Source organism: Nonomuraea sp. NPDC049695, from assembly GCF_040674955.1.
In the GTDB taxonomy this organism is placed as follows: Bacteria; Actinomycetota; Actinomycetes; order Streptosporangiales; family Streptosporangiaceae; genus Nonomuraea; species Nonomuraea helvata.
The window spans coordinates 42,744-59,943 of the sequence record NZ_JBFANV010000003.1; the positions used below are offsets into that span (position 1 = coordinate 42,744).

Annotated in this window: 17 protein-coding genes; 10 read left to right on the forward strand and 7 right to left on the reverse strand. The window is 67.9% G+C overall.

Annotated features, from left to right (window positions below; genetic code table 11):
* Positions 1-25: 25 nt before the first annotated feature.
* On the reverse strand, positions 26-1,207 hold the full coding sequence (gene moeZ / locus AB0J64_RS03675) for an adenylyltransferase/sulfurtransferase MoeZ (RefSeq protein ID WP_364020041.1): 1,182 nt from the start codon (positions 1,205-1,207) through the stop codon (positions 26-28).
* 43 nt (positions 1,208-1,250) lie between these two features.
* The gene (locus AB0J64_RS03680) at positions 1,251-2,150 is read right to left on the reverse strand and encodes an alpha/beta hydrolase (protein WP_364020043.1); all 900 of its coding nucleotides are present in this window, start codon (positions 2,148-2,150) and stop codon (positions 1,251-1,253) included.
* Positions 2,151-3,052: 902 nt separating this feature from the next.
* Between AB0J64_RS03680 and AB0J64_RS03685 the strand changes: the two genes are divergently transcribed.
* Complete coding sequence (locus AB0J64_RS03685; RefSeq protein WP_364020046.1) at positions 3,053-3,484, forward strand: hypothetical protein; 432 nt, start codon at positions 3,053-3,055, stop codon at positions 3,482-3,484.
* Positions 3,485-3,951: 467 nt separating this feature from the next.
* On the forward strand, positions 3,952-4,464 hold the full coding sequence (locus tag AB0J64_RS03690) for a PE family protein (protein WP_364020049.1): 513 nt from the start codon (positions 3,952-3,954) through the stop codon (positions 4,462-4,464).
* A 584-nt stretch (positions 4,465-5,048) separates the two neighbouring features.
* Here AB0J64_RS03690 and AB0J64_RS03695 read toward each other — a convergent pair.
* From AB0J64_RS03695 to AB0J64_RS03705, 3 genes are all read right to left on the reverse strand, one after another.
* Positions 5,049-5,408, reverse strand: coding sequence for a hypothetical protein (locus tag AB0J64_RS03695; RefSeq protein WP_364020052.1), 360 nt, complete (start codon positions 5,406-5,408; stop codon positions 5,049-5,051).
* 321 nt (positions 5,409-5,729) lie between these two features.
* Positions 5,730-6,041, reverse strand: a complete 312-nt coding sequence (locus tag AB0J64_RS03700; RefSeq protein WP_364020055.1) for a hypothetical protein — start codon at positions 6,039-6,041, stop codon at positions 5,730-5,732.
* A gap of 415 nt (positions 6,042-6,456) precedes the next feature.
* Positions 6,457-7,326: a Ku protein gene (locus tag AB0J64_RS03705; RefSeq protein WP_364020058.1), complete on the reverse strand. Its 870-nt coding sequence runs from the start codon at positions 7,324-7,326 to the stop codon at positions 6,457-6,459.
* Between the two features lie 59 nt (positions 7,327-7,385).
* Here AB0J64_RS03705 and ligD (AB0J64_RS03710) point away from each other — a divergent pair, with 59 nt between their 5' ends.
* The 5 genes from ligD (AB0J64_RS03710) (at position 7,386) to AB0J64_RS03730 (ending at position 10,494) form a co-directional block, all read left to right on the forward strand.
* Positions 7,386-8,288 (forward strand): non-homologous end-joining DNA ligase, encoded by a 903-nt coding sequence (ligD, locus tag AB0J64_RS03710; RefSeq protein WP_364020061.1) that lies wholly within the window; start codon positions 7,386-7,388, stop codon positions 8,286-8,288.
* Entirely contained in the window at positions 8,285-9,157 is an 873-nt protein-coding gene (ligD, locus tag AB0J64_RS03715) for a non-homologous end-joining DNA ligase (protein WP_364020064.1), read from the forward strand. Before ligD (AB0J64_RS03710) ends, ligD (AB0J64_RS03715) begins: the two co-directional genes overlap by 4 nt.
* Positions 9,158-9,201: 44 nt before the next feature.
* Entirely contained in the window at positions 9,202-9,414 is a 213-nt protein-coding gene (locus tag AB0J64_RS03720) for a hypothetical protein (protein WP_364020067.1), read from the forward strand.
* Between the two features lie 140 nt (positions 9,415-9,554).
* Positions 9,555-10,175 (forward strand): TetR/AcrR family transcriptional regulator, encoded by a 621-nt coding sequence (locus tag AB0J64_RS03725; RefSeq protein ID WP_364020070.1) that lies wholly within the window; start codon positions 9,555-9,557, stop codon positions 10,173-10,175.
* Positions 10,176-10,260: 85 nt separating this feature from the next.
* Positions 10,261-10,494 (forward strand): DUF3107 domain-containing protein, encoded by a 234-nt coding sequence (locus AB0J64_RS03730; RefSeq protein WP_364020073.1) that lies wholly within the window; start codon positions 10,261-10,263, stop codon positions 10,492-10,494.
* Between the two features lie 681 nt (positions 10,495-11,175).
* Here AB0J64_RS03730 and AB0J64_RS03735 read toward each other — a convergent pair.
* On the reverse strand, positions 11,176-11,814 hold the full coding sequence (locus tag AB0J64_RS03735; RefSeq protein ID WP_364020076.1) for a ferritin-like fold-containing protein: 639 nt from the start codon (positions 11,812-11,814) through the stop codon (positions 11,176-11,178).
* A gap of 349 nt (positions 11,815-12,163) precedes the next feature.
* Here AB0J64_RS03735 and AB0J64_RS03740 point away from each other — a divergent pair, with 349 nt between their 5' ends.
* The 3 genes from AB0J64_RS03740 to AB0J64_RS03750 all read left to right on the forward strand — a co-directional run bounded on the left by AB0J64_RS03740 (position 12,164) and on the right by AB0J64_RS03750 (position 15,992).
* Positions 12,164-14,074 carry a DEAD/DEAH box helicase gene (locus tag AB0J64_RS03740; RefSeq protein WP_364020079.1) on the forward strand — a complete coding sequence of 637 codons (1,911 nt, stop codon included), beginning with the start codon at positions 12,164-12,166 and terminating at the stop codon, positions 14,072-14,074.
* A gap of 102 nt (positions 14,075-14,176) precedes the next feature.
* Positions 14,177-15,067, forward strand: coding sequence for an alpha/beta hydrolase (locus tag AB0J64_RS03745; protein WP_364020082.1), 891 nt, complete (start codon positions 14,177-14,179; stop codon positions 15,065-15,067).
* Between the two features lie 13 nt (positions 15,068-15,080).
* The gene (locus AB0J64_RS03750; RefSeq protein ID WP_364020085.1) at positions 15,081-15,992 is read left to right on the forward strand and encodes an oxygenase MpaB family protein; all 912 of its coding nucleotides are present in this window, start codon (positions 15,081-15,083) and stop codon (positions 15,990-15,992) included.
* Here the strand turns inward: AB0J64_RS03750 and AB0J64_RS03755 are convergent.
* Positions 15,943-17,118, reverse strand: coding sequence for an MFS transporter (locus tag AB0J64_RS03755; RefSeq protein WP_364020088.1), 1,176 nt, complete (start codon positions 17,116-17,118; stop codon positions 15,943-15,945). The two genes, AB0J64_RS03750 and AB0J64_RS03755, sit on opposite strands and share 50 nt — an antisense overlap.
* Between the last annotated feature and the right edge of the window lie 82 nt (positions 17,119-17,200).

A 17,200-nucleotide genomic window follows, 5' to 3' on the forward strand; every position in this document is an offset into this window, starting at 1 on the left:
CTCGGGGAACTTCCCCAGAAACCCGTCAGTAGGTGGGCAGGCTCGGGTCTATCGTCTTGATCCAGCTCAGCACGCCGCCGCCCACGTGGACGGCGTCGGAGAACCCGGCGTTCTTGACCACGGCGAGTGCCTCGGCCGAGCGCGCACCGGACTTGCAGTGGAGCACGATGCGCTTGTCCTGCGGCAGCTTCTCCAGGGCCGAGCCGTTGAGGAACTCACCCTTGGGGATCAGCGTGGCGCCGGGGATGGAGACGATCTCGTACTCGTTGGGCTCGCGGACGTCGACGAGGAAGATGTTGTCGCCGCGGTCCTGCATCTCCTTGAGCTCCAGCGCGGTGATCGTGGAGCCGCTGGCGGCCTCGGCGGCCTCGTCGGAGATCGCGCCGCAGAACGCCTCGTAGTCATCCAGCAGTTGGGTGACCGTGGGGTTCTTGCCGCACAGGACGCACTCGGGGTCCTTGCGGACCTTGACGTCGCGGTACTTCATCTCCAGGGCGTCGTAGATCATCAGCCGCCCCACCAGCGGGTCGCCGATGCCGGTGAGCAGCTTGATGGCCTCGTTGACCTGGATGGAGCCGATCGACGCGCACAGCACGCCGAGCACGCCGCCCTCGGCGCACGACGGCACCATGCCGGGAGGCGGGGGCTCCGGGTAGAGGCAGCGGTAGCAGGGCCCGTGCTCGGCCCAGAACACGCTGGCCTGCCCGTCGAAGCGGTAGATCGAGCCCCAGACGTACGGCTTGCCGAGCAGCACCGCGGCGTCGTTCACCATGTAGCGCGTGGCGAAGTTGTCGGTGCCGTCGACGATGAGGTCGTAGCCGGAGAAGATCTCCATGACGTTCTCGGTGGTCAGCGCCGTGTTGTGGATGACGACGTCGACCAGCGGGTTGATCTCGCGGACCGACGCCGCGGCGCTCTCGGCCTTCAGCCTGCCCACGTCGGACTGGCCGTGGATGATCTGGCGCTGCAGGTTGGACTCATCGACCACGTCGAAGTCGATGATGCCGAGGGTGCCGACGCCCGCCGCCGCGAGGTACATCAGCGCGGGCGAGCCCAGGCCCCCGGCGCCCACACACAGCACCTTGGCGTTCTTCAGCCGCTTCTGCCCCGCCATGCCCACATCGGGGATGATCAGGTGGCGCGAGTAGCGGCGCACTTCGTCGACGGTCAGCTCTGCGGCCGGCTCGACCAGCGGTGGCAACGACACGTTCTACGCTCCCGTTCCAGGGGGTCCTATCTCACCTTGAAACCTAGCTGGCGAGTGGGGCATTCCCCAATCGAGTCTCACTGATCAGACGGCGTGCTTCCGCCGCCACGACCTGCGGCATCTCCATCATCGCCACGTGGCCCGCCGTCGGCAGCAGCACGAGCCGGACCTGCGGGAACGTACGGTATGCCTTCGCGGCCATCGCGGGCCGGACGAGGCGGTCGTGCCGGCCGTGCACGATCAGGGTCGGGGCCTTGACCTTGGCCGCCTGACGCCACAGGTTGTCCTCGCCGCGGCGGAAGTATTCAGCCACGATGCCCCTGGCCGAGGCGATCATGGCCTCGCCGGCGTACGGGAGGTCGTCACGTCTGCGGAGCTCGTCGATCGCGTCGCGCAGGCGTACGGGATGGACGCTGCCCGTGTTGGCCCAGACCATGGCCATGGAGGCGTTGATGCGCTGCTCGGCGGGGACCAGGGAGAGCTTGCTCGCCACCCATTCGCCCAGCACGGGGATCGCGGCGGCGGCCACGCGGACGGGGCCGTACCTGGGGAGCAGGTCGGGCAGGGCCGGGGAGACCAGCGTGAGCGAGCGGACCAGGTCGGGACGGGTGGCGGCGACCCTGACGGCGATCGCGCCGCCGAGCGAGTTGCCGAACAGGTGGGCCGGGCCGGTGTGCTCCATCAGCTCGGTCACGGCTCTGGCGTGGCCGGCGACGGTGTAGTCGCCGTCGGACGGGGCGGGCGAGAACCCCGCGCCCGGCAGGTCGATGGCGTGACCGGTGACGGTGTCTTTGAGCTCGTCCATGAGATCGGTCCAGTTGGTGGCCGAGCCGGCCAGGCCGTGCACGAAGACGGCCTGCCGGCCGGGGCCCTCGCGCGTCGATCGGACGTACACCGAGCCGATCATGCGTCCCGGCCAGTGCGGGACCGGTTCCGCCATCATGTGTCCCCCTTGTCGTCGCGCGTACGTCTCTTCTCGGTCCTTCAACGATAACCATCGGGTCTTGGTGGGGTCTGGGTTCCATACAGAGCCGCCCTTCTATCCACCATCCGGACATCTGGCGCAGACACCCCACGGCGGTGGGACGTCGGGTCACGAGAGCCCGTTCTCACCAATGCGGACATATCGTCCTATTTGGTTTCATAAATGTCTAATGGATCTCATGCCAGGCCAAGAGTGGGGTAAAAGCTGCAGTCCCCCGTTTGCGGCAGTCAAGGCCGGAAAACATGACAATCATGCGGTACTCAGCGTGACAGCACGAGCACTCTCCGTTCACGACGGGCGAGTCCAGAACGCGGGCATTGCCGGGCATCGCGAAACGCGGAAGACATCCTCCGGGAAGGCACCACGCCCTCTCGGCCAATGATGGCCGCCGTGGCGCAATAACGCATTCAGCCGGTGACACCGGTGTGCGTCAGCATGCCTGCCCTCACAGCTACGGCGAAATGCGAACGCCACCACCACCGGCGCGAGCAAGGCGGACCCTGCGTCACGGCAAGAGATATGTTCGCGGTTTTCCGCGCCTGGGAGCGAAAGCGCAAGCGAGGACATCACGGCCGGCACGCCGGCAAGGCCACCAGAGAAAGCCAGGCAGGCGCGACGGTCGTGTGGTCTACGTTTCCATAGCGGAACAATCGGACATATCGAGCCATTTCATTGGATAGATGTCTAATGCGAGCAATAAGAGTGTTAATGCATAGCAAAATAGGGTGATTCCTGTTTGCCTGCCCACCGCTCCGGAAATGACTTTCGGCGGATGACTCTTCAGCAGCCGTCCAGGAACCTGTCTCAGGTATTCCGAAAACGTCGAGAAACGGGGCAAGATCCTTTAGGGGGAAAACGAAATGCCCAACCTCAAGAGTGTTATGGCGGGCCTCGCCTTCAGTACGCTGCTGACCGGCGGCGTGGTCGGCCTCGGCGCCACTTCCGCCGACGCGTTCACCGGCACCATCCTCAGCGGCGACGACGACGACGACCACATCTTCTTCGACAACGACGACGATGACGACGACGACGACAACAACTTCGCGGAGTTCCTGCCCTTCTTCGCCAACAACGGCTTCAACAACGGCAACAACGGCACCTTCGGTGGCCGTCGTTGCGGCCGGGGCGGCGGCGGTGGCGGCTGGAGGTCCAACCGTCGGCACGTCTGCGTCACCGTCTTCAACGACAACCAGAACTTCAACTTCGATCACAAGAGGGACAAGCGGCGCGAGTTCGAGAACGACCACCGCGAAGTCAAGATCAAGAAGGACAAGAAGCACGACGAGGACTGACGCGCGGCATCTGTCCGTGCGCTGACAATGCAGGGATGAGTGCCCGTCTTCACGGGTGGCCACGGTTCACGTGAAGTGGATTCGGCCGGTGAATGCCGGGCTCTCGGGAGCGGTCCGCGCTTCCTTCGCGGTTCGGCCTGAGATTCATTCTCCTCGTCTTCACGACAATCCTGGTGAGGGCTCCGTCGGCATAGGCCCGGGGGAGCCCTCACTTGGCCTCGTTCCATTTCTCGCCCTACTGCGATTCGGGGGATGGCGGCCATTCACCGGCATTTTCCCCTGGACCATAGAGACGCCTATCGTTGGGCAAGACTGAATAATTCCGGTTTCCTGGCTTTCCGACCGGAAACAAAAAGGATACGAATGGTTTACTCAGCGGCCATTCCCAGTTATTTCCCGGCATCCAGGCTCTGCCATTTCGGGAAATGACGAGAACGGGGCAATCGATCCTTTAGGAGGAAAACGCAATGCCCAAGCTCAAAAGTGTTATGGCGAGCCTCGCCATCGGTACGGCCATGTCCGGCGGCCTGCTCGCCGCGAGCGGGACAACGACCGCGGCCAACGCCGGCACCCAGGTCAGCGCCGGTGCCCCCGTCCTCATCGGAGGGCACGGCTGCGGCTGGCGTTCGTGCTGGGGCTGGGGCGGCTGGTGGCGCAAGCACCACCGTAACGACCGCATCGACATCCAGATCTTCAACAGGAACCACAACTTCAACCTCAAGCACGACAACAAGAGGACCCGCGAGTTCGAGAACGACCACGACGAGTGGAAGCTCGAGGACGAGCACGGCCACAAGGGCAAGGACGGCGAGGACGGCGAGGACGGCGAGGACGTCATCGGCGGCAACGGCGGCAACGGCGGTAACGGGGGCAACGGCGGTAACGGCGGCAACAACTGCAACGGCAACGCCAACTGCAACGGCGGTGCCGGTGGTGGCGGCGGCGCCGGCGGCGCCGGCGGCGACGCCGAGGACCTCTGAGAGCCGACGCCTCAGCCTGAGCCTGTGGCGCGCTTCCCTGCACCACTAAGGAGTCCACCGACGCGATGAACTCCGCTCACAGGGACGAGTGCCCCTGTTCGCTCCAGCAGCGAACAGGGGCACTCGACTTGTCTCTCCCTCCGGCAAGGACGGCCAAGCCGCGCACCCCAGACACGAGGCCGGAGCGGCTGGGTCCGTACGTATCCGGCATCCCCCAGAGCGGCCACCGGCAGCATGCGGCGCGTGATGGCCTACGGCTCTCCAGGCGTCATGTGCTGCTACGGCGAAGGCCGTCAGCATCGGGCGGGCGCGCGTGGAGCGGCGCTCGGCGAGCATGGGCGGCCGCTACGGCCCAAGCGAGTCGCTGGAGTCACGCCATCCGCCATCGCCGAGCTCCCACGAGGTGCGCGACACGGCGACGCCCCCCAGGGTGAAGGGCGTGGCGCAGCGGCGATCGACACAAACGAAGTGCCCGTATTCGCCTGTGGAGCGAATACGGGCACTCGTCGGTGTGAGCGGAGTTCAACGCGTCAGCGGACTCCTGAGTGGCCCAGGGAACTGCGCCACGGGCTCAGCCTGAGACCTCAGTCGTCATCGTCGTCGAAGAACCGGTCGCGGAAGCTGCGGAAGCGCTGGTCGTCGAACCTGTTCCGGTTCACGTTCCAGTTCTGGTTGTTGTTGTGGATGAGGATCCGGATCGTTTCGGGACGGTTGCGCCGCCAGCCCCAGCCGCGTCCGCCGCGTCCGCCGCGTCCCCAGCCCCAGCCGCAGCGACGCCAGCGGCCGCAGCGGGTGACCCCGGTGAGGACGGACGTCCCGGCGCTCATCTGAGTGCCGGTGCTGGCGTTGGCCGCGGTCGTCGTGGCGCCCACGGCGACCACGCCGCCGGTCAGTGCCGTGCTGATGGCGAGGCCGGCCATAACATTCTTGAACGTTTTGGGCATTGCGGTTCCCCCCTAAAGGATCGATTGCCCCGTTCTGAGCGCTCCCCAAATCCAGTACGACCCGAATATCGGGAAACGCCCCCCGGATGCTCGCTAGGCGAATCATCCGTACCCTGCATATTTCCGGCCGAATAGCCAACAAACCGACATTGTCCACTCTTGCCCGACACCAGGCATTCACATGGCCCAGCGGCAACCAGCCGCGGCATATAACCGCCGCCTCCCACCGGACATGACACAGCGAGGGCTCCCTGGCCGATGCCAGTGGAGCCCTCACCAGGAATTGCCCGTGCTGTCAGCACACGGTCATGTCAGAGCACTTCAGTCGTCGTCGTCATCGTCGTCGTCGTGGTCGTTGAAGAAGTGCTTCTGAATGTCGAATTCCTTGTGGTTGTTCCGGTCCCGGCGGATGTTGAAGTTCTGGTTGTTGTTGTGGACGAAGACGTTCGTCCGGTTGTTGTTGCGGTGACGACGCCAGCCGCCACCCCAGCCACCGCACCGCCAGCCGCAGCCGTTGATGAGGACGGGCGCGCCGGAGGTGGCCTGGGTGGTGCCAGCGCTGGCCGAGGTCGTCGTCGCACCCAGGGCGAGCAGGCCGCCCGTCAGACCCGTGCTGATGGCGAGGCCGGCCATAAGACTCTTGAGCTTGGGCATTGCGTTTTCCCCCTAAAGGATCGGTTGCCCCGTTCTGGACGCTTCCGGATTACCCGGAAAACGTCCTGGACGCCTGATGAGAGCCATCCGGTGAATGTCATTGCCGAGGACGTAGGGGTACAAACAGGAATCGCCCCATTTTGCTATGCAATAACCATGTTATTGCTCGTATTAAAGATTTATCTCGGGACATGTTATGAATTATCCCGATATGTCCCTTTTGGCTGATCGCGGGCATGCTTCATCGCGGGATGGCACCGGGGCCGGTGCAGCGGAAATCAACGCAGATGGCGTGGCATTGAGACGCTCACCACTGATACGCACAGTGGAGCGTTCCTCATACGCGTTCCATCGCCCATGCCCTTCAGAGGGCCACAGGCGGCATTAGGGGGACTTAGGCGGACTTGCGGGCCTTGCGCTTCGCGGGGGCCTTCTCTTCGTCCTTGGACTTGCCCGCGGCCTTCTTGGCCTTGGCGGGCGCGCCGGCTTCCCGCTCCCGCTTCGCGGCCTCCACGCTGGCCCTCAGCGCGGCCATGAGGTCCACCGCCGGGCGGGCCTCCTCTTCCTCCCTGGGAGCAATGACCTCCTTGCCCGCCACCTTCGCCTCGATCACCTGCTCCAACGCCTCGCGATAGGCGTCGTGGTACTCGCTCGCGTCGAAGTCCGACTCCATCGTGGCGATCAAGGACTCGGCCATCTTGAGCTCCTGGGCCCGTACTTCGATGTCCTCGTCCAGGAAGGCGAAGTCCGGCTTGCGGATCTCGTCGGGCCAGAGCATGGTCTCCAGGACGAAGACGCCGTCCCGTACCCGGAGCGTGGCGAGGGACTCGCGCTGGCGCAGCGCCACCTTGACCACCGCCACCTGGCCCGAGCTCTCAAGGGCGTTGCGCAGCAGCACGTACGGCTTCGCCCCCTGCGCGTCCGGTTCCAGGTAGTACGACTTGGCGAAGTAGATCGGGTCGATCTGTTCGGCCGGGGCGAACTGGAGGACGTCGATCCTGCGTGACGTGGTCAGCGGCAGACCCTCGAAGTCGTCGTCAGTGAGCACGACCATCTCGCCCGACGCCAGCTCGTACCCCTTGGCGATGTCGGAGTACGGCACCTCCTCGCCGTCCACCGTGCACACGCGCTTGTAGCGAATCCGGCCGCCGTCCTCGCGGTGCACCTGGTGGAACGACACGTCCTTCTGCTCGGTGGCGGAGTAGAGCTTGACGGGGATCGTGACCAGCCCGAAGGAGATCGCACCTTTCCAGATGCTGCGCATGGTCACTCCTCAGCTCGCATGGGTTTGCCATGGGGCACATACCCGTCATGGGGCAACCAATGCCATACCCGGTCGAACCGATGCTGGCCGTACCTGGGGAACTACCCTCCGACCGCGACCTGTACGGGTTGGAGGTCAAGTGGGACGGCATCCGCGCCATCGTCCACCTTGACGGCGGGCTGAGGGTGACGGGCAGGCACGGTGTGGAGTACACGCGGCGGTATCCGGAGATCTCGGGGTTCGGGATCAAGAACGCGATCATCGACGGCGAGGTCGTCGCGCTCGACCCGGGCGGCAGGCCCAGCTTCGTGCGGTTGCAGCACAGGATGCACCTGACCGATCCCGAGCCGATCATGCAGGAGCTGTACCCCATCACGTACATGCCTTTCGACCTGCTCTATCTCGACGGCACGCCGCTGTTCGACCTCCCCTACCGCGACCGGCGGGCCCTGCTCGACGAGCTGGACGTCGGCGCTCCCCCGTACTTCCCCGGCGACTCCGACCTGCTCACGGCCACGCACGAGCAGGGGCTCGAGGGCGTGGTCGCCAAGCGGCTGGACTCGCCCTACCGGGCGGGGACGCGCTCCCCCTGGTGGATCAAGGTGAAGAACCTGACCACCAGGGAGGTCGTGATCGGTGGCTGGAAGCCGGGCAAGGGGCGCCGGGCGGGCGGGGTCGGCTCGCTCGTGATGGGGGTCTTCACCGAGCAGGGGTTCACGTACGTGGGGCATGTCGGCACCGGGTTCACCGACGCCCTGCTCGACGATCTCCACCAGCGGATACGGCCTCTGGAGATCCCGCACAGCCCGTTCTGCAACGAGGTCCCGTGGCGGAACCGGTGGGTTAGGCCGGAACTGGTCGGGGAGGTGGCCTACACGATGTGGACCGACGAACAGCGGCTGCGGCACCCCGTGTGGCGCGGGCTGCGGCCCGACAAGCTCCCCGCGGAGGTGACGCTATGAAGGTGCCGGTCATGGTCGACGGGCGCGAGCTGACGCTGAGCAACCTGGACAAGGTCCTCTACCCGGAGTACGGCTTCACCAAGGCCGAGGTCATCGACTACTACAGCCGGGTCGCACCCGTGCTCCTCCCCCACCTCCAGGGCAGGCCCCTCACCGTCAAGCGCTACCCGAACGGCGTCACCGGCCAGTCCTTCTTCGAGAAGAACGCCCCCGACCACACCCCCTCCTGGGTGCGGCAGGTCACCCTGCCCGCCCCCGGCAGCACCAAGAACCGCGAGACCATCGACTTCGCCGTCGTGGACGACCTGCCCACGCTCGTCTACTACGCCAACCTCGCCGCGCTCGAACTGCACGTGCCCCAGTGGCGCGTCGGCGAGGACGGGGAGGCGCTGCCGCCCGACACGCTCGTGTTCGACCTCGACCCCGGCGCGCCCGCGACCATCGTCGAGTGCTGCGAGGTGGCGCTCATGCTGCGCGAGGTGCTGAAGGGCGAGGGGCTCACCGCCAGACCGAAGACCAGCGGGAGCAAGGGCATGCAGCTGTACGCCGACTGGGACTGCCGCGAGGAGCCCTCCGCGTACGCCAGGAGACTGGCCAGGCTTCTGGAGAAAGAGCATCCCAAGCAGGTGGTCAGCGTGATGACGAAGGCGGCCAGACCTGGCAAGGTGTTCATCGACTGGAGCCAGAACAACCCGGCCAAGACGACCGTGGCGCCTTACTCGCTGCGGGCCAAGGAGCAGCCGACCGTCTCGACACCACTGCTGTGGAAGGAGGTCGAGAGCTGCGAACGGCCCGATGAGCTGGTGTTCACGGCGCCGGACGTACTCGCCAGAGTGGAGAAACGCGGCGACCTTTTCAGCCGGGCGTAGGCTGGTGGCGTCCACACCTTAAGGGGGACCAGAAAATGTCGGAGATGGACATACGCGGGGACGAGATCTCCTACGACGTGGAGGAGGAGGCAGAGCTGTCGATCGAGACGCCCGAGGCCGACGCCGCCGACCAGCATCACGAGATACGCCAGAGCTCCGCCAGGCTCCGCTATGAGCTGCCGCTCGACGTCGATCCCGCCGACGCGGCCGATCAGCACCGCGTGGTGGACCTCGACGACGACGACGAATACCGCTGAGTACGGCTCCACGACGACTCGGCTGACTCGGCATCCGGGCGACCGAGCCCGCCTCACGGAGTGGTGTAAGGCCAGGGTGACGTGGCCTACTCGCACGTAGGATGTCCGCACAGCCCGCTGAGAGACCTATGGAGACCCGTGTGACCGCAACCCCGGATGCGAAACCCCGGGGCACCCGGCTGCCCCGGCTGGCGCGCCGCCGGCAGCTGCTGAGCGCCGCGCAGGAAGTGTTCGTGCAGAACGGCTATCACGCGGCCGCCATGGACGAGATCGCCGACCGTGCGGGCGTCAGCAAGCCGGTGCTCTACCAGCACTTCCCCGGCAAGCTGGAGCTCTATCTGGCGCTGCTCGACCTCCATGTCGACGACATGGTCAACCGCTGCCGGGAGGCGCTGGCCTCCACCCACGAGAACAAGCTCCGCGTGCAGGCCACGTTCAGCGCGTTCTTCGACTTCGTCTCCACGCAGGGCGAGGCGTTCCGGCTCGTGTTCGAGTCCGACCTGCGCAACGTCGCGCCGGTGCGGCAGCGCGTGGAGCGCTCGCTGCAGGAGTGCGCGGAGATGGTCAGCGCGGTCATCCAGGAGGACACCGGCTGCACCAGCGACGAGGCGCACCTGCTCGGCATGGGCCTGGTCGGCATGGCCGAGGTGAGCGCCCGCTACTGGGTGACCACGCAGGGCTCGATCCCCAAGGACGCGGCCGAGCAGCTCATGGCACGGCTGGCCTGGCGCGGCATCAGCGGTTTTCCGCGTACGGCATAACCCGTTCGCTGTTCGCGATCATTTGCGCCGTTCCCGGCTCCGAGCCGCCACGATGAGAGTGAGCCAGCCCGTCGACTAAGGAGCCATGATGGAAATCAAGATCGGCGTACGCTCCGTACACCGCGAACTCGTTGTCGAGACCGACCTCACCGCTGAGCAGATCGAAGAAGAGATCAGAAACGCACTGGCGGTCCAGCGCGGCGTGTTCGTCGTGACCGACGTCAAGGGCAGGCGGGTCATGGTGCCGGTGCACTCACTCGGTTTCATCGAGATCGGCGAGCCCGAGGCCCGGCCCGTCGGGTTCGGCGGCACTCTCTAGAGTTCTCCTGACTTAGGGGTACGGCTCTCGCGCCGTACCCCTTCGCTGGGCGCTCTCCTTGTCGACTTGCTGCGCCGGTTTCCCTCACCGCTCCCGGCCCAGCGGGCCCTCGTCCGCAGCGGCTGCCGTCGCCTGCCCCACCAACGCGACCGGAGCCCACGCACCGCCCATCGTGCGCGAGGCGACGGCCATCGGCGGAGTGTCTCGGCGACCGGGCCCGCGCACGGCCCGCCTCCGGGGCGCGCCGCAGCCACGAGAAGACACCGCCCGGCGGTGGGTGTTCCGGGGCGCGGGCGGCCGGAGACACGCGGGCGGGAAGCACCTGCGTCGCCCCCCGTACGTCGCGACACCGGAGACGCGCGGGCAGGAAGGCACCTTTGTCGCCACCGTAGGTCGCGACAAAGGGTGTCACCCCGCTACCGGCGAGGGTGGGTCAGCGGAGCGTCCCGAGGTGGCAGCCGCGGGGTGGCCGGGGGCGGAGGACGGCGTGCCCGGGCTTGGCGGTCGGGCAGCGTGCGCTCTCCCTCCGCAGCACCGGGCGCGAGGTCCAGCGGTTCGGCCTACATCTCGTCGTCAAAGAACTGCCGTAGCGGCGCGAGGCCCTCATGTCTGGCACGGTACAACCGTTCCGCGCCTCGCGCCGCCCGATGGGCGGGACCAGTCCTCGGCAGCGGGCGTCGGTCAGAGGCCCATGGCGGCCATGCGCTTGTTGTGCGCCTCCGTCAATGTCGCGAAAAGTCGGGAAATATCGGCGGCGCCCTCGCCCGACACCAGCAGCAACGCCAACTCGGGCCGCGCCGAGGCCACCTGCTGCCCCTGGCTGAGCGCCTCGCCGACGAGCCGCCGGGCCCACAGCGCCAGCCGGCCGGCCTCCACGGGCGCGGCCTCGATGCCCGCCCTGACCCGTTCGACCGCGAACTGCGAGCGCTCCTCGTCCACGATCACCTCGTCCACGAGTTCGGCGATCGACGGATCGAGATGCCTGGCCGCCTCCCGGTAGAAGTCGAGCGCGATGCCGTCCCCGACGTACGTCTTGACCAGCGCCTGCAGCCAGTCGGCCGGTCTGGTCTGCGCGTGCCAGGCGTCCAGCGCGCCGACGAACGGCGCCATCGCCTCGCCGGGATCGGCTCCGAGCTCGGCCAGCCGGTCGCGCAGCAGACGGAAATGGGCGTACTCGGTCACGGCCAGCTCGCTCAGCGCCGCGCGGTCGGCCAGCGTGGGCGCCAGCGTGGCGGCGTCCTCCGTCATCCGGGCGTAGGCGCTGAGCTCCGCGTACGCGAGCACACCGAGAAGGTCGACGACTCCTGGAGACTCCTTCATAGGGGCAGCGTACTTCGGGGAATCTGCGGGAACATACGTAAGCTCGGCCAGCGTTGTGGTATCGAGTACACTGCTCTGTGAAAGTGCGACCGCACTGTGTAAATTCGAGGGTTTCCCCCGATTACCCCCACTTCCGGGTGCGCGGTCGCTGATGACGCGAGAGGGCTGGCTCTACCGCGAGGACCCACACAACGGGGGCTGTTTTCCGCCCGTCGGTCCCGGCAGGCCCGCCTTCATTTGAGAACTGAGGCAGGCCACGCTGACGACTTTCCGAGACCTCGGAGTCACACCAGAGATCGCCGATGCCCTCGAGACTGAGGGCATCGTCACACCGTTCCCCATCCAAGAGATGGCTCTCCCGCTCGCCCTGAGCGGCCAGGACCTGATCGGTCAGGCCCGCACGGGCACGGGCAAGACCTACGCGTTCGGCATCGCCATGCTGCAGAGCATCGGCAAGCCGCGCAAGAACCGCAAGAAGCCCCGCGGGCTCGTCGTCGTGCCCACCCGCGAGCTGGCCGTGCAGGTCAGCGAGGACCTCGTCACGGCCGCGGGCAAGCTCGGCTCGCGGGTCCTGACCGTCTACGGCGGGCGCGCGTACGAACCGCAGATCGAGGCGCTGAAGGCCGGCGTCGACGTCATCGTCGGCACCCCGGGCCGCCTGCTCGACCTGGTCAAGCAGAAGCACCTCGACCTGAGCCAGGTCACGACCCTCGTGCTCGACGAGGCCGACCGGATGCTCGACCTGGGCTTCCTTCCCGACATCGAGCGGATCTTCAAGCTGATCCCCACGGAGCGGCAGACGATGCTGTTCTCGGCGACCATGCCGGGCGAGATCGTCGCGCTGTCGCGCAAGTACCTCAACCGTCCGACCCACGTTCGCGCCGAGCACGAGAGCGGCGAGGGCGAGACCACGCCGCAGGTTCGCCAGATCGTGTGGCGTGCGCACCGGATGGACAAGATCGAGATCGTCGCGCGGCTGCTGCAGGCCGAGGGCCGCGGGCTCACCATGGTCTTCTGTGAGACCAAGCGGGCCTGCGACATGGTCGCCGAGCAGCTCGACACCCGCGGCTTCGCGGTCGCGGCCGTTCACGGCGACCTCGGCCAGGGCCAGCGGGAGCAGGCGCTGCGCGCGTTCCGCAACGGCAAGATCGACGTGCTGGTGGCCACCGACGTGGCGGCCCGCGGCATCGACATCGACGACGTCACCCACGTGGTCAACTACGACTGCCCCACGGACGACAAGACGTACGTGCACCGCATCGGCCGCACTGGCCGGGCCGGGCGCACGGGCATCTCGGTCACGTTCGTGGAGTGGGAGGAGCTGACCCGCTGGAAGATGATCAACCAGATGCTCGGGCTCGACTTCGCCGAGCCCGAGGAGACCTACTCCACCTCGCCGCACGTCTTCTCCGAGCTGAACATCCCCGAGGGCACCAAGGGCGTCCTGCCGCACGCGAGCCGCTCGCGTGCGGGGCTGTCCGCGGAGCGCATCGAGGACCTCGGGGAGACCGGCAGGCCCCGCGGTCGTGGCGGCCGTCGCCGCGACGAGCGCGAGGAGCGCCCTGCCCGCACGCCGCGCCAGCGCCGCCGCACCCGTGGCGGCAAGGAGCTGGCGGAGACCGCAGCCGTCGAGACTCAGGAGGTCGAGCTCGTGGATGCCAAGGCGGAGGAGACCCCCGCGATCTTCTCAACGGACGAGATCCAGGCGGCCACCGAGCCGAAGCGGACGCGTACGCGGAGGGGGGCTGCCTCCTCGGCCATCGAGCAGGCGCTCGCCGAAGCCCCTGAGGCGCCCGTCAAGGCCACGAGGCCGCGCCGGAGCGCCGACGACGCCCCGGAGGCGCCCGAGGCGCCGGTCAAGGCCACCAGGCCGCGCCGGACCGCCGACGCCGCTCCCGAGGCCGACGCGCCGGCAGCGACCGAGGAGGCACCGGTGAAGAGCACCCGCTCCCGCCGGACCGCCGCCAAGGCCGACGCCGTCGCCGAGCCTCGGACTGTCGTGGAGCCCGTGACCGCCACGGAGCCCGTGACCGTCGCGGAGCGGGAGCGCGAGCCGGAGCCGTCCTTCCTCGCGACGCCGCCCCCGCCGGTGCGCAAGGAGCCGGAGCGGATCGTCCCGCCGAACCCGTTCACGGTGATCTTCCAGTCACCCGATCTGGCCACGGACGACGACGACATCGCCCCGTCCGCCGCCACCGAGCGCAAGCAGCAGCGCCGCCAGTCCCGGGGCGGAGGCGGCAACCGCCGCCGCGCGGGCTGAGCACCGCAGGAGAGGCGCGCACCCGGTCGGGTGCGCGCCCTTTCGCCCAGGTAGTCCCCTCGACGGTGTCGAGCCGCTGACCTCTGGGTATTGTTGCCCCACGTGAGTACGCCGCGATTCCTCGATCTGCCTCCTGGCGTCGCACCACAGAAGATCGAAACCCCGCAGGGCACGTTCGCGGCCCTGGACGCGCGACCGGTCAGTGGTGTGATTGAGCGCTGGCCCGCGCTCCTGGTCCCCGGCCTGACGGGCAGCAAGGAGGACTTCATCGCGGTCCTGATGACCCTGGCCCAGTCCGGGCGCAGGGTGGTGGCCGTCGACCTGCGCGGCCAGTACGAGACGCCGGGCCCTGACGACCCGGCCGCCTACTCCTGTCCCGCGCTCGGCGCCGACGTCGACGCGCTCGCCCAGGTCATCGGCGGCGGAGACCCCGTTCACCTGGTGGGCCACTCGTTCGGCGGGCTGGTCGCCAGGGAGGCGGTGATCGACGGGCGCACGCATTTCGCGTCGTTCACGCTGATGGGGTCGGGACCCGCGGCCATCGAGGGCAGGCGGGCGATCAACGGCAAGAAGCTCATGGAAGAGGTGCGCGAGTTCGGCCTGGAGCACGTGTGGCACCACCGGCTCGAGCCCGAGGCACTGGCCGGCGACGTGCCGGACGAGATCCTGGCGTTCCTGCGCAAGCGCCTGCTCACCAACTCGCCGACCGGGCTGACGTGCATGGCCCAGCAGGTGCTGAGCATGCACGACCGCACCGACGAGCTGCGCCAGATCGAGGTGCCCACGCTCGTGCTGTACGGCGAGCACGACGACGGATGGCCGCCCGAGATGCAGGCGGAGATGGCCGCCAGGCTCGAGGCCGAGTGCATGGTCGTGCCCGGCGCCGTCCACTCCCCGAACGTCGAGGCGCCGGAGACGACCGCGGCGGCGCTGGTCCGGTTCTGGAACGCAGCGGAGAAGCACTACTTGGACACAAGGTCCAATGTCATGTAATTATCCACTTACTATGGCGAACATCGAAGACATCGTCGCCCAGCCACCGCAGAGCGCGACGTGGCAGGTGCATCTCGACCGTTCGATGTGGGTGGGTGGCGTACGCGGTCTCATGCTGCAGGCGCTGCATCCACTGGCCATGCGCGGCGTCTGGCAGAACTCCAACTTCCAGGAGGACCCGTTCGGGCGGCTGCGCCGCACGGCGGACTTCGTGGGACGGGTGACGTTCGGCAGCCCGGAGGAGGCCGACGAGATCGGCCGGCGGGTGCGCGGCATCCACAAGGCGCTGCGCATCCATGACCCCGACACCGGCAGGACGCACCGGGTGGACGACCCCGAGCTGCTGCTGTGGGTGCACTGCGCGGAGGTGTCGTCGTACCTGGAGGTGGCCAGGCGCGGCGGGCTCGGCCTCACCGAGCGCCAGGCCGACCGCTACCTGTACGAGCAGCGCAAGAGCGCCGCCTATGTCGGCCTGCACCTCGAGGACGTGCCCGGTTCGTGCGCGGAGATGGACGCCTACTTCAAGCAGGTACGCCCCAGCCTGCGGGTCACGGAGGAGGCGGCCTCGACCGTGCGGTTCCTGATGTGGCCGAGGCTGCCGCACGAGCTGAGGCTGCTGTCCGCCGGCAAGCCCGTCTACTTCCCGTTCGGCGCGCTCTGCTACTACACGCTGCCGGAGTGGGCCAGGCGCATGTACGGGGCGCTGCCGGAGGTGCCCCGCGCGACCGTCACGGCCGCTCTGAAGGCGTTCAGGCTGGGCCTCAACTCGCTGCCGGAGCCGGTGCACGACCGCGCGTTCATGCCGGCCACGAGGCAGATGCTGCAGGCGTCCAGGGAGCGGCTCGGCGCGGCGGGTTACGACGTGAGCAAGGGCCTCAAGGGCCTGACCGATCCCCGCCGCTGGCCGTCGAAACCGGCCGCCTGACCGGCAGGAGCGACCCGGCCACCAGCACGACGGCCGACACGGCCGCCATCGTCCATCCGCTGCCGGCCATGCCCCTCCCGTCGAACACCACGCCGAGCAGGGACGACGCGGTCGCGGCGCCGACGTACCTGGACGCCTGGAAGAACCCCACCGCGACCCCCGTGTCGCGCCGGTCGGCGTGCACGAAGACCAGCGAGTTGAGCCCGAACTGGCTGAGCGCCGAGGCCACCCCGAGCAGCGCCGCCACCACCGGCACCAGCCAGACGGGTCCCACTCCGAGCAGCAGGCAGGAGCCGCCGAGCAGCAGCGTCGCGCTCGCCACCAGGACCGTCCGCATCCCCGCCCGGGCGGCCAGCGCCACCGCGACCGGGGTCATGACGATCGCCAGCCCGGCCATGGGGAGCACGAGCAGGCCGGCGATGTGCGCGGGCACTCCCGCCGAGCGCTGCGCCCAGAGCGGCACCACGAAGAACGCCGAGTAGAAGACCACGTTGACCAGGGCGAACTGGCCGCAGGTGGCCAGCAGTTGTGGCCTCAGGCGGGGCAGCAGGGCCTGGCTGCGGCCGTCCACGCGTACCTTGGGCAGCCAGCGCAGGGCCGCGACCAGCGCGACCGCCGCGAGCGGGACGTTCACCAGGAAGATCGCCTGCCAGCCCCAGAACGAGACCAGGAACCCGCCGAGCACCGGACCCGCGGCGGCGCTGGCGGTGAGCACCATGGAGATGGTGGCGATCACCCGGGGCGGCGGCCTCCCGTCCTCGCCGGGCATCACCGCCTGCACGATCGCCATCCCCGCGGGCATCGTCGCGCAACTCCCGAACGCCTGCAGCAACCTGACCACGACCAGCGCCGGGAAGGACGGTGCCAGCGCGGCCAGCACGCCCGTGACGGCCATCGTGACCACTCCGGCACAGAACACCAGCCTCGGCCCCAGCCGGTCCGCCAGCGTGCCCATCACGGGCGGGACCATGATGCCGGTCAGGTAGAACCCGGCGGCCAGCCAGGTCACGGCCGCGATGCCGACGTGGAACTCGGCCTCGATGTGGGCCAGAGCCACGGCGATCATTGAGGAGTTCAGCGGATTGAACAGCGATCCCAGCGCCACCGCCGCCGGTAACCGCCCCACGTGTGTCACTTTTCCGTCATAGCCACTGTTTCGGCGTGGAAACCCACCTGCCGCGCAACCCCGGGGTGCCCGATTCATGTGG